General features: G+C 60.1%; 12 protein-coding genes and 2 pseudogenes. 3 read left to right on the forward strand and 11 right to left on the reverse strand.

Features of this window, described 5'->3' with window-relative positions:
• Positions 1–128: integrase core domain-containing protein (locus ACR652_RS08485; RefSeq protein WP_434506079.1), on the forward strand; the 128-nt coding region annotated here is incomplete at its 5' end.
• A 311-nt stretch (positions 129–439) separates the two neighbouring features.
• Here ACR652_RS08485 and ACR652_RS08490 read toward each other — a convergent pair.
• A complete protein-coding gene (locus ACR652_RS08490; protein ID WP_434506080.1) occupies positions 440–679 on the reverse strand; it encodes a hypothetical protein in 240 nt (79 codons plus the stop codon).
• Positions 680–2,448: 1,769 nt separating this feature from the next.
• Here ACR652_RS08490 and ACR652_RS08495 point away from each other — a divergent pair.
• The gene (locus tag ACR652_RS08495) at positions 2,449–3,492 is read left to right on the forward strand and encodes a tyrosine-type recombinase/integrase (RefSeq protein ID WP_434506081.1); all 1,044 of its coding nucleotides are present in this window, start codon (positions 2,449–2,451) and stop codon (positions 3,490–3,492) included.
• A 4-nt stretch (positions 3,493–3,496) separates the two neighbouring features.
• Here ACR652_RS08495 and ACR652_RS08500 read toward each other — a convergent pair whose 3' ends face one another.
• From ACR652_RS08500 to repA, 5 genes are all read right to left on the reverse strand, one after another.
• The gene (locus ACR652_RS08500; protein ID WP_434506082.1) at positions 3,497–3,868 is read right to left on the reverse strand and encodes a type II TA system antitoxin MqsA family protein; all 372 of its coding nucleotides are present in this window, start codon (positions 3,866–3,868) and stop codon (positions 3,497–3,499) included.
• 3 nt (positions 3,869–3,871) lie between these two features.
• Entirely contained in the window at positions 3,872–4,057 is a 186-nt protein-coding gene (locus ACR652_RS08505) for a hypothetical protein (RefSeq protein WP_434506083.1), read from the reverse strand.
• Between the two features lie 48 nt (positions 4,058–4,105).
• Positions 4,106–5,488: a plasmid replication protein RepC gene (repC, locus tag ACR652_RS08510; RefSeq protein WP_434506084.1), complete on the reverse strand. Its 1,383-nt coding sequence runs from the start codon at positions 5,486–5,488 to the stop codon at positions 4,106–4,108.
• Between the two features lie 222 nt (positions 5,489–5,710).
• Positions 5,711–6,724 carry a plasmid partitioning protein RepB gene (gene repB / locus ACR652_RS08515; protein ID WP_434506085.1) on the reverse strand — a complete coding sequence of 338 codons (1,014 nt, stop codon included), beginning with the start codon at positions 6,722–6,724 and terminating at the stop codon, positions 5,711–5,713.
• A gap of 1 nt (position 6,725) precedes the next feature.
• On the reverse strand, positions 6,726–7,931 hold the full coding sequence (repA, locus tag ACR652_RS08520) for a plasmid partitioning protein RepA (RefSeq protein ID WP_434506086.1): 1,206 nt from the start codon (positions 7,929–7,931) through the stop codon (positions 6,726–6,728).
• Positions 7,932–8,346: 415 nt separating this feature from the next.
• Here repA and ACR652_RS08525 point away from each other — a divergent pair.
• A pseudogene (locus tag ACR652_RS08525) lies at positions 8,347–8,550 on the forward strand (WGR domain-containing protein); the annotation flags it as partial.
• Positions 8,551–8,842: 292 nt separating this feature from the next.
• Here the strand turns inward: ACR652_RS08525 and ACR652_RS08530 are convergent.
• The 5 genes and pseudogenes from ACR652_RS08530 to ACR652_RS08550 form a co-directional block, all read right to left on the reverse strand.
• Positions 8,843–9,055, reverse strand: coding sequence for a hypothetical protein (locus ACR652_RS08530; protein ID WP_434506087.1), 213 nt, complete (start codon positions 9,053–9,055; stop codon positions 8,843–8,845).
• A gap of 443 nt (positions 9,056–9,498) precedes the next feature.
• Positions 9,499–9,966 (reverse strand): hypothetical protein, encoded by a 468-nt coding sequence (locus tag ACR652_RS08535; protein ID WP_434506088.1) that lies wholly within the window; start codon positions 9,964–9,966, stop codon positions 9,499–9,501.
• A gap of 214 nt (positions 9,967–10,180) precedes the next feature.
• Complete coding sequence (locus ACR652_RS08540; protein WP_434506089.1) at positions 10,181–11,245, reverse strand: XRE family transcriptional regulator; 1,065 nt, start codon at positions 11,243–11,245, stop codon at positions 10,181–10,183.
• A 27-nt stretch (positions 11,246–11,272) separates the two neighbouring features.
• A complete protein-coding gene (locus ACR652_RS08545; RefSeq protein ID WP_434506090.1) occupies positions 11,273–11,869 on the reverse strand; it encodes a hypothetical protein in 597 nt (198 codons plus the stop codon).
• 175 nt (positions 11,870–12,044) lie between these two features.
• Positions 12,045–12,275 (reverse strand): annotated as a pseudogene (locus ACR652_RS08550) (zincin-like metallopeptidase domain-containing protein); the annotation flags it as partial.
• Between the last annotated feature and the right edge of the window lie 145 nt (positions 12,276–12,420).

The following is a 12,420-nucleotide window of genomic DNA, read 5'->3' on the forward strand; positions in this document are numbered from 1 at the left end:
TTCCTTTCAAATCATCCGATGCGCGCGCCGCCGATCTCGACCGATGGCTCTCGTGGTATAATGACCGCAGGCCTCATTCGGCCCTAAACCGACGACCGCCCACTCAGGCTCTCCTCGGAACAACCTGATCAGAAGTGACAGCTAGGCGGGAGCCCCTCTTGGGCGCCCGGCCTCTTCGGGGCCACGCCAAAAAGCATCCCGCTCAAGGCGGAGAGGGCTATGAGGAGAGCGAGCACGCGAGCCATCTTCCAGCGATAATGCCCAAATGGCCAAAACCGTTCCGGCGAGCCGGATGTAGCGCCGGGGCGTTTTGCTGCTGATGGCTACGGCCAAAAAAGAAAGCCCGGTTGGGCCACCGGGCTGGAACGAGAAATCCCTTTGATGGGTCACCCGAGAGATGAGAGACGGTGCCGCCATGGATGGGCCAGGCCAGATCGTGTCACCGGGGCTTATACCAGGGGACAAAGAAGCCAAAAATGCCCGAGAGCACCGCGAATACGATGACCGTCGCGATGATAATGGGGATTTCAGTTGTTCCCCACGTTGCCAAGATAGCCCCAAGGACAGCCCCGGCTGCACCGCAGATGATCACGCTGGGCGTCAAGGCCACGTCGAACTCGACCACGCCTCCGTATTTGTCTCGCTCTTTTCCCGGCTTGCCTGAATCGTTGTGCGTCATGTCGAAACCCTCTTGCCCACGCCGCAGGCTGTGACTTAGGGCGGCGGCCCTCAGTAGGCCAGAGCGGGTCAAAGGTAGCGCAGCACCAGGACTGCCCCGCCGAGGACCACGGCGATGAGGATGTAGCCGACCACGGAGTCTGCGACAGGAGCGCGCGGATCATGCTTAGCCCCCGTGTGGCTCTTGGATGGCGAAAGCCCGGTGTGTGGAAAACGCCCAGACAAGCAAATCCCGGCTCGCTTCATGCGCTTCAAGCCAAGTTAAGTCGTTATCATCGCCTTGAGGTTGGTCCAGGCGCCATCTCGAAATGCACATATCCGCCAACCTGTCGTCTGAGAAGTTAGCGAAAGCGTCGATCCTCGGGACGCAAACAGTCGAGCTGCACGCCGTCAACCAGCGCTCGGCGATGTCCAAGCACCGTATGCATGCCATCGGGGATGTGTCGGGTTCCGGGGCATAGGTGGCCATTGGTCCCTCCCTTAAAGGCCGCAGCAGGGCGAGCGGCGGGAGATGGGGAGCTTTTTAGCACACTCTCATGTGGCATCCATGTCGCAGGGAATCGCCGGCCATCCAAGGAAATCGTTGGAAATCAATGGGAATGGATTGCGACAAATTGCGAGATGGCAGTCCAAAGGAAAAGACGGGGGCGATCAAACTCTAGCTCGACCCGTCGAACGATCCGCGGTTTTCCGATCCGTCCCTCGCCGCTGATGAGAGGGCGGCAACCCTTTCCCAGCGGTTCCTTTGCCCAAGCGGCGCAGAAAGCCATAAGATAAGCGGTTATGCATCGAGGACTGGTTAGCCTGCCAGGACGCGTGTGGCGCTGACACCGCCTTTTGCCGTTGGTCTTGCGGTTACACGAGCAGCCATCGCCGCTGCCCTAAGTAGCTCAGGGCGGCCAGGTTAGTGGAACAAGCCGCATCCTCGGCGGTTCTATGGCGAACCAGCGTCAGCAACTGGTTCCTTCTCTGTTAAAATCGACCCGGCGCCGTGTCGCCGGGTTTTTTTCGTGCGCGCGCAAATAGGCCATCACTGTTGAGCTATTGCCGCTAGAGCGGATAGCTTGGCATTAATTCGCACGCGCAGGTAAGGCGTCATGAGCGAGACCAGCACGATACGCCGACCGGCGCCCGACCGCTTGGAGAAGCTTGGCTATGGGCCCAAGCATCAGCTGAAGCCATTGAAGACCTGACCTCCGATCTTAACTGATACTTGAATATATGATTGTCGGCTGCCAGCAAGCGAGACCACCCGAGCAGGCTCGCGAAGGCGAGAACCCAGAGCGCCAAAATTTCCCGCGTTGATTGCGGAGGCGTTGACGCAAAAGCTCCTTACAAAAGCGCTGTTGTTGGCGGCAATCACAGCGCCTGCAAATAGCGCCGTTTGGCTCTGCGCCGCGCAGCCGCGCCCAATTCGGAAATGACTGAGTCACAATCGCTTTATCAGCAGGAGACACTCCGCCCGCCGGCCTTGGCCGCGCCGTTTCAGGGCGGCCTTGGCGCCAGAGGCGTGGTCGAGATCACCGCGCGAACCGACGATTTCCATGGGAGGATTTCTAGCCAGCAGCGGCGCTTTATCATGCGATGTTTCGCAAAAACCGCCGGACCTGTCGTCTTCTGTCCATGTCCGATAATGTGCGCTTATCGGACACACAAAGAAACTCCTGCTATAGTGGGCCACGAAGCGCCTTTTTGTCCGCCCATGGCGGGCCGAGGCGTCGGATTTTTGAACCCCAGGCGCGGCCCGCGGCGGCGCAAGCGAGGACAACAATGGCTAAACCCGACGGGGATAACACCGGCGGCAGGGCGCTCGCCGAGCCCGCCCCCCATCTCGCGGCCCTCTCGGAAAAGGCCCGCGACTACGCCCGCAACGCCCGCTCGGAAAACACGCAGCGGGCGTATGACGCCGACTGGCGTCAGTTCGCCTCCTGGCTGCGCCGCCAGGGCCTCGACCCCCTGCCCCCGGACCCGCAGACCGTCGGCCTCTATCTCGCCGCCTGCGTCGAGGGCGGGCCGGGCCGGCCGCCGTTGTCTGTTTCCTCGCTGGAGCGCCGGCTCTCCGGCATCTGCTGGCGCTATCGCCAGCTCGGCCGCCTGCTGGACACGGGCGATCCCCATATCGCTACCGTGTTGGCCGGCATCCGCCGCGCGCACGGACGCCCGCCGGTCCAGAAGGAGGCGATCTTCGCCGACGAGCTTCTGGCCATGCTGGGGGTCCTGGACAACGACCTGCGCGGCCTGCGCGACAAGGCCATCCTCGCCATGGGTTTCGCCGGCGGCCTGCGCCGCTCGGAGATCGTCGGCCTGGATTGCGGCCCGGAGCAGACCGACGACGGAACTGGCTGGATCGAGATCGTCGGCGCCGACCAGAACGGCGGCGGCCTGCTCTTGACCCTCAACGGCAAGACCGGCTGGCGGGAGGTCGAGATCGGCCGCGGCTCATCTCCCCTCACCTGCCCTGTCGCCATGCTCGAGACGTGGCTCAACCTCGGAAGGATCACGCGGGGTCCTGTGTTCCGGCCCCTCGCCCGCAAGAATGGCGGCGTCTCCGCCGAGCGGCTCTCGGACAAGCATGTCGCCCGCCTCGTGCAAAAGTGCGCGCTCGCGGCTGGCCTGCGCGGCGATCTCCCCGAAGGCGAACGGCGTCGCGCCTTTTCCGGCCACTCCTTGCGCGCCGGCCTCGCCTCCTCGGCGCAGATCGAGGAAGGTCATGTGCAACGGCACCTCGGCCACGCCTCGGCGGAAATGACCCGCCGCTATCAGCGCAAACGCGACCGCTTCAAGGTAAATCTCACCAAGGCCGCCGGGCTGTGAGCGATCATTTCAACTCCCTCGCGAGCTCTGGATGGCGGTCGAGGAGCGCCATCAGCTGGATCGTCGGGCCGCTCGGCTCGACCAGGCCCCGCTCATATTTGTCGAAGGCGTTCTCGCCGACCTTGAATAGAGCGCGCGCCTCCCGCTGAGACAGCTGAAGCTTGCCGCGCAGGCGGTGGATCGTTTCGCGCGACGGCACGCCGTCCGCCTTCCCCTTGAGACCGCGCAGCGCCTGGTCGACGATCGCCATGTCCTTGCCGATCGGGACGCTTTCGCCCTTGTAGGCGACTGTAAACGGGCGGACGCCGCGCGTCAGCGTCCCTCCGGTTTCAGGAGAAAGCATCGTCTCGGGAAGCGCCTCGTCTTTCGTGGCCATCACTCACTTTTCCTTAAACAAGACGATCGTGAACTCGGTCAGCACATCCGCCTGAAATTTCACACAGAGCAGCAATCCACGCATCGGCACATCATAGACGTCCAACCGATCAACCGATCCGATCGCCTGCTTGATGGCGTCGAGATCATAGGTCGGCCGCCGCTTTTCCATAAGCTGAGATGCCACCATTAAGGGGGTAATTCCAGTCCCAAGCTTGTGGGCGAAACGCTCCCGCCATCACCCTGCCCTCTTCCGCTCTCGCGCCGCTTTTGCAGCCTTGCCGCGCAATAGCGCCATCAGCACAGGCCCCAGCGAAAACTCCCCTGCCCGCGCCTTGGCGGTCAGAACGCGCAGATAGCCGCCAGCGGATCTGATTTCCTCCCCGCGCTGGAGGATCGCGGCAATGACGATGGCGGCGTCATGCTCGCCCATGGCGTCGAAGGCCTGAGCCCAAGCGTCAGGCGAGACGCCGAGCGCCGAACGCACGGTCGCAGCCGCCGTCGCGAGATCGCGCCAGGATGAAATCTCGCCCCCCTTGGCGTAATCGACGATATCCGGACAAGCTTGCAGCACCATCCCCAACGGATAGGTTCTGGGCGTTGGCGGCGGGTGGTCGGGCGTTTTGGGCTCAAGTCGCTCAGCTTCCAAATCCCCTGCCCTAACGGCTTCCGCATTGTCGCCCGTAGGCCCGGGCGGTTCGGCCCTGCCTTGTTGGAGGCTAGGTTCAAGATCATAATTATTTGTGGTTTGATTCTGTATGTGGGGCTCATTCTGAGACTCATTGGCGCTCTTATTTTCGATTTTAGCAAAATTTTCCAGTAGGTTACGGATTTCGGTCGCAAGCGTCGTCAAATCGGCTGCCAAAGCCTCCAGATCGGCTCGTGAAAGATTGCGCGCATAGCGCCCGGAGAGCGCCGCATAACGCATGTGGCGCTCCTCCCAGTCGCCGGGAATGGTTTCTTCCAAGGCCATTTCGATCATCTTCGCGATGTCGCGTCGCGTCAGCGTGATCTTTTCACGCAGCAGCGCCATCGCCCGGTTCTCGGCCCGCACCTCTCCGGCGAGGTTCTCGATCTCTTCGGCGCGCGCGACAAGCGGGGTGAGGTCGAAGCCGAAGGCGTCCTCGATCGCTCCCCCCTGCCCTCTCCGGGCGAAGCGCTTGCCGTTGGCGGAGTCACGGCGGATGATCAGCCCGGCGTCGACGAGGCAGGCCAAATGCCGCCGCAGCGTCGCCGGCGCCATGCCATGGGCGCGGATCGACAGCTCCCGATTCGACGGGAACACGATGATTCCCGATCCCTCGGCTCCGAATGCGCCATCTTTTACGGCGCCGCCTACAGTTGCGCCATCGCTTGGCGCCCTGCCCTTCTTCTCCACGCGGGGCAGCGTCAGCGCCGTCTCCTGGTGAAAGCTCAGGAGCGCGTGCAGGACCGAGAGCGCTCGATCCGAGACGCCGAGCGGGCCCTTCGCTTCGGTCAGCGCTCGGAACAGCCGCCATTTATGGACGACGGCCTCCACCGCGCCGGGGCGTTCCGCGAAGTCTTTCGCGGCCGCCTGGCTTGCCACCATGGCGAGCGACAACGACCGCCGCCCGAAGGGCGTCGTTATATGTGTCTGCATGACCTTTTGCCTCGTTCAGGCAAAAGAAATCTGCTCGCCGAAACGGCGCCAACTCTTGACAGTGATTCGCGGAAGTGAGAATCTCGAAGTGCTAGTTACGAGAAGGGCTTCCGGGACGGTGACGTTTCGGGGGCCTTTTTCTTTTGCTCGTGTTCTCCAATTTAGTTGCGGGGAGCCTCGAAACGGGCGGTTTGGGCCGCCCGAATGGAATAGTTAGACCGCCTAGCTTCCGCCTGCCTTGTACTCGTCGTAGAGGGCCTGCAGCCTTTCTCGGACAAAGTCGCCGAACTGCGGTGCCGCTCTATCGTCGAATGTCAGCGTCAGTTTTTTGCCAGTGCGCATGACGCGCGCTGCACGCGTTCCGTCTTCCGCGCTCCATGTTTCCGGTCGAGCGCGGGTTTCTCTGACCCGCAATCCGTTGTACAATGCTTCAAACCGCTTGTCGGTGTCGAGATCTGCAAACGATGCCTTCGTGACGATCTCTTGAGCACGAATACGGTTCTCTCCTTCGTCGAGGAGCTCCATTAGTTCTTGCCAGCGCACACGACCGAATCCCGGGGCAGGCCCCACTGCTTCGATGAGTGGAGCGGGTACGCGAGTCGCAATGCTAATGAGGCGCGATAATGCGGCCTTGTCGACACCGAGCGCGGCCATAATCGTTTCGCGTGTAAATTTCCGCTCCTCAAGTCGGGCAGCGAAGCGAGCGCGCTCAATGAAAGTAAGGTCCGTGCGACCGCTGTTTTCCTGACCCTGCGCAATGACTAGCTGCTCATCCGTCAGTTCACGAACAACAGCTCGAACTTTGATCCCAAGCTCTCGCGCAGCGCGCAACCGTCGATGACCGAAAGCGACCTCGTAGCGGTCCGGCAGCTGGGGATGTGGACGAACAAGAATTGGAACGGCCTGTCCATGTTCGCGGATCATCTCCCGAAATGCGGCATTCAGTTCTTCTGTCGCGTCCATGCGGTCGCGTATGAATGATGCGTCGACGAAGCTCGGTTCAAGGTCGACGATCACCTGCCCTTCGATGAGCTTCTGTTCAATCTCCTCGGCCCGCTTCACCTTTTCGGAGATGCCGCCGAGGGACTGGGAAATCGCGCCGAGCGCGCTGGACTGCTTGATCGTGCGTTCGAGGCCAAGAAGCGGGCGATTCGCCTTCGGCGCTGGCGTCCCCGTAGCCGTCTCAGGCGTTGGCATTTCTTCTGGGGTAAGTTCGAAGCTGATCTTCCGCGCCATCTCAGGCCCTCCCCCAAACGTGTTTGATGAGGCCTTCGATTTCCCCGTTGACGAGATCCAGCGCCTCAATCGCGCGATCATAAGTGCCGCGAGTGAACTGTTGTCGCTCGACTTCATACAGGGTTTGTTTCGTCAAACCCGCGTCGGCAATCGCCGTACTCTTCACCATTGGATGCGTCAACACACGCGATCCGAAGATCGAGCGCATAAGCCCGACCATCGTTGTCTGAGGCCCGTCACTCGGCTCGTAACGGGTGACGAGGTATCGCATCCAATCATATTCCGTGGTGCCTCCGGCATCTGCGACAACGTCGAGCAGCCCTCCGGTCATGTTCAGGAACTGGGACATCGACATTACGTCGAGCATCTGCGGATGGACCGTGATCAGAACCGCTGTCGCGGCGCAGAGCGCAGACAGCGTCAGAAAGCCGAGCTGCGGCGGGCAGTCGATCACTACGACGTCGTACGCGTCGCCGACTTGAGCGAGCGCTTCTCCGATGCGCGCGAAGAAGAGAGAACCGGAATTCTTATGCTCCACCAAGAACTTTGGCGTCTCATGCTCGAACTCCATGAGTTCGAGTTGCCCCGGAACGATGTGGAGGCTCGGGATATACGTCGCCTGAACAATCTCCGCCATTTCCCTGCGTTCGTCATCGTACCGGATCGCTCCGTAAATCGTTTCGTTCTCGCCGACGTCGAGCTCGGGCTGATGACCGAACAAAGTCGAAAGGCTCGCCTGCGGATCGAGATCGATGGCCAGTACGCGATACCCGCGAAACGCGAGGAATTCGGCGAGATGCGCGGCGGTAGTCGTTTTGCCGCTGCCACCCTTGAAGTTCATGACGGAGATAACTTGCAGGGCTTCGCCGTCTTTCCGGCACGGGACATAACGTCGCGATCCCTTGCCGCTTCGATCGAGATCGTAGCGAAGCGTTTCAATGTCCTCGATCGAATAGGTTCGTCGATTGTTTGGCTGGGCAGGTGGCCCCTTCCCTTCGGCCACGAGTTGACGCAAATAGCCTTCATGGATTCCAATAAACCTGGCGGCTTCCGAAGGGGAAAATCGACGAATGGTCTTTTGCGCCGCAGGCGGGAAATCCCGAACCTGCTGGGCCCGAAGGCGCGTGGAGAGCTCGGCAGCGTCCGCATTGATTAGCGACCGCAAATCGCTGGAGCTGCTTTGCCGAAGGATTGTCGTCGCTGGCATTTGGGTCCCTGAATCTGCGGAATTTTGAGCTGTTTGCTCGAAAATGCGCTGATCACAGAGTAATCACTGATTCTCTCGAAGCGGCAAGAAATTTTTTATTAATGAAGTATTAACAAGCTCTGCTGCGACGCAAACCGTTCTTGCGATTATTGTGCGGTTATGATTCGAATCGTTCGGTTGCGGGGGGATAACTTAACTTCCCAGGAACGGCCTCGGTTCGTCAAGACCGCCGGCCTGTCATCGACGCGCCTCAATGCATCAGTTGCACGCGAACAACTTAACCGCCTCTCGGGCAACCTCCTGGCCGCCAAAACCAGCCGGACGGGAACGGTTGCACGCGGACAACTTAAGATGTTTTCTTGATTTGAGTGGAGATTTGTCCCACCCCTCCATTCCTTTCTGCCCTGGACGGCCCATGTCGAAAGACTTCCGTGGCTTATCGCAGCTCCGGGAATCCGCCTTCCTCCTTCACCGCATCGACCCCCGGCGCAACATCCGCCGCTTCCACCGCTTCGGTGTCCTGCCGGATCTCTTCGAGGCCGTCCTACTCTTGAAGCAATGGGGTCGCAGTGGCTCCCGCGGGCAATGCCAGACGCCACGGTTCGAGGACGAGACTACCGCCTATGCGGCGCTGATGTTCCATCAGACCGTCGAGCGCCGTATCGTGCCGCTTGTCCATTCTTGGATCTCCATAGTGTTTCGCAACTCCATGGAATACCAAAGGGGGATAGCCTTGGCCGGGGACGCCCCAGCCAGGGCGCGCAGCGCAAATCTCAGAAAAATTTCCAGACGTCAGGTTACAACACCGGGCAGGGCGGCTATGCCGGATGTGATGAGGCGCTTGCCTCCGCCGCTCACTGAGCGGCGGAGGCTGTCGTTCAAGCGACGGATGGTGAGGGTGGCGTCGGTCATTAGCGGCCTCCCTCGGCGCGAGGTTCGCGGATGACGATCTCGGCTCCTGCGATCGGCAGGAATTCGAGCTTCAGGTTGAAGCCTTTCCCGTCCTGTTGCGCCCAGGCTGCGCCGATCTCGGTCCAGTGGCCTTTGTCATCCCCGGTCTTTTTGACCGCATAGACGCGGTGCGTCGGGCGGTTGGGAGTGGTGGTCTCGGTCTTCTTCTTCATGATGTGTCCTTTCGGGTTTTGAGGTCGCCAGGCTGGCAGCCTCGTCGCCCGTTCGGTCACTGGGGCGGATCGAGCGAAGCGGTCAAAAGCGCTTCAGCACCATGGCCGTAATGGGGGCAGCCCGTAGGGGGTCACCGTTCCGTTTTGAGGACGAGCGCCGCGTCGGTTGAACCGGGGATAGTGAGGGGTTGTCTGCATGGCATGGCCTCGGGTCATGAAAGGACCTGACGGAGCCGGAAAACACCCTGCGACCGTTAGGCGGCGCTAGGGGCGGTCGAGACACGGGGGGAAGCCTGGCCGCCCGCTGCCGTAGTGCCGTGCCAGAAATGTGCGGAAACGTGGCGGAACAAGCGCGTTTGTCCCACGGACGGAAGAGACTATTCGAGAGACGCGAAAGCGGAATTTCGAGAAGGGCAGGGGCCTTAGCCGTCGGTCTCACGTTCTTACGGCCGGGTGAGGGACGCCCGTGCGCTTATGACGGCATTAATTGCTGCCTTCTCCTTGCGCATGAATTGTCTCAGGCACTGAAATGTCGACTCGCTGGTGACCGCCTCCGCTAGCTTAACGTGCCACGCATCGGATTCGGTGATCACGGCGATGGAGTCGATTAGTTTTTCTCGAACGATGTCGCGAGTGATTTTTGGAAAGAGACCCCCGTTTATTGCGGCAGCGTATGCTTCCAGAAAATTCAGGAGCTCGATGAAAGACTGGTCCTTCGCTTCCACGGTCTTTGCTTCAAGAAGAGCATGCTCATGTTCTTTCGTATCCCGCAGAAAGGCTTGAAGCGACTGAATGTCCGAGGTCTTCCGAGCCTCCTTGACTTGCCATCCTATGAATCCGAGACCGAGAACTGCTGCGGCAGCCCCAACGCACTGGCCGATCGCCGATGCGAGATCCGTTGCCTCCGTCACTTTTTAGCCGTGCCCGGAGAGACGTTCGGCTGTGTCGGAGGTGAATTAGCGGGCGCGGGAGGCGGAGAAGGCTTTTTGAGCGCCGTTTGCAAGTTTGCTGAACTCAGCCCTCTCTGAAGGTTGGCAGAGCTAAAACCGTCTTGAGCCATCCCGCTCTTACCGATTAGTTTTTCATTCGACATATTCCGTCCATCCTTACCGAAAGAGGACACCGCTATTTAACGAGACGTAGATGGGGAGCTTTCGCTTCCTGCAACAAGGTCAGCCCATAGAGTGACGCCAAATCGGGCGGTTGCATATGCAACAAACTTCCGAGATCCGCGATCGTATAACCGAGCTGACGAATATGTGCGTCGAGAAGGTCAGGAAGGACTGTTGGCGCTTCGGCCGGAAAGTCCAGCTCTGGCGGCTCACTCTGACGAATCTTTGCCATACTGAATTGCTGCCAAAGGTAACGTTCCTGATTGTAGGCGAGCAGACCGATTGAGCGCGCCCGCATCAATAGGGAAGCCATTGACACCCGCCAAACCGGCTTCAGCTCCGCGAGCAATCTCAGGTCGATGCGACGCGTGAAGTAAGGGCGAATATCGCGTGTCGGCATCAAAAAGGCACTGGCAAATTCGTTTGCTTCCTGTTCCATATTCTGAGTGGGCTGGCTATGGTGCATCACGAGATGGCCGAGCTCATGCGCGAGTGTAAAGCGCATGCGGTCTGCGGGCTGCTCAATATTGAGCACAACAAGAGGGGGAAGGCCCGGCGCGCGAAAGGTCGCACCGTCGACCGCGGAACCGCCGAGCGTCGAATGCACGACAATTATCCCGGCAGCTTCGAGAATACGGGTCAAATTGCGCACCGGACCAACTGGCATTTGCCATTGCGCACGTACCAAGCCGGCGATGCGCTCTGCATTGCCCTTGAATTCATCAATCGGCAGCTTCGGGAGTTCTTGCGTGGCCTCAACTTCGACTGCTTGAAGCAGGCGGCGCAAATGCATCAGACGTAAATTGACTTCGGCAACGATCTGATCCATTTCCCGCGCCGCGACGTTCGACTTTTTGCGCCACATCGGATGCACGCTGACGGGAGCCCCGAGAACGGGGTCCGTCTGCAAAAAGAAAGAGCGCGGAAGATCGTAGGCCTTCGCAGCTCGGTCGAGAATGTCATCCACGAGATTAGCGAGCTGATTTTCAAACCGCGATAGCATAGCCTGGCTGATGCCGAGCCGCGCGGCGGCTTCGCCCTGCTGGAGTCCTCTCAGCTGCCGCGCAATGCGCAGCATGTTGGCATTTCCCACGGTTTCCACGGCTTATTCGCCATTCTCTTTCTTGGTGTTGTCTTCAGCCTTACGAAGTTTGACCCGCGCACCGCGATCCGGCTCGGCGGCAGCGATCAGTGGCAGCGGAACAACCTCGGCCGTCGTTTCAGGCATCACCACATAATCCCAGAGCCGCTCATCCCCGTCACGAGCGACGACAACAACGCGATCGATCTGGGTCTGAAAGCGGTTCAGCACGTAAACCACCTCGACCTTATGAACGTTCGGTATCCCGGGCAATTCGTGCTGTTGTTCGACAAACTCCATTGATGCCTGGGTTGGGATATTCGATCCCAGGCCTCGATCATCGGCCTTTTTGAACCGAAGCAGCACTTGATCAGCAACGACGAATTTCACTGTCTCGTCGCGGCGAATGACACGGACGGTTGGATCACCGTCCCACGCCGTAATCGCGCGCTGGACTACGAAATCATGAACGAGACAAGCTCGCGTGCGCGCAGGAAAAAGGAGGCGTCCGCCCAAGGGGAGAGCACGAAAATCGTCCCATCCCCCTTGGAACGCCTGCAAAATCGTTCCTTCGTGGCGCTGCAATGTCTTGCGGACCACCTCTTCATCGGCTCGAATCATTTCGGCTCCTTCAGCAGGAGCCGATAGTACGGCCACACTTTTGCAAATTCAACTTATTTTTTGCATGACTCTATTCACCGGTTTTCGAGACGCCTGGTCCAGCTTGGTCGGAGCCGAGAGGCGTTCGCGTGCTTGGCGACGACGCATGGCGGCCAGGAGCCGATAGCAGGGACGCTCACGCGCTCTGCAAGCCAGTCAGAAACGCGACGGCCTCCGACGCCTTTGAGGCGGCGGCGAATATGGCCTTCTTGTCGGCCTTCAGGACCTGAAGCCAGCTGTCGAGATACTGCGCGTGATCGGCGCGAGGCTCGTCGGTGATGCCCAGATCGGCGCACAAGAACGCGGCACCGAGCTCGGCGACAAGCTCTTCCATGGCGTAGGCATCGTCGCCAAAGCGTTTGCCGAGCTGGCTGTAAATGCCGATTTTAAATTCCCCAGAAGTGCCTAAGTAAAATTCCCCAGTCTGGCGGGCATGGCGATCAGCCTATGTCTCGATCGGCGCCTCCGCTTTTTGGCGGCCGTCCACGGCGCCGGAGGGTCGGCGGGATCGG

It is taken from the genome of Methylocystis sp., assembly GCF_051061225.1.
Taxonomy (GTDB): Bacteria; Pseudomonadota; Alphaproteobacteria; order Rhizobiales; family Beijerinckiaceae; genus Methylocystis.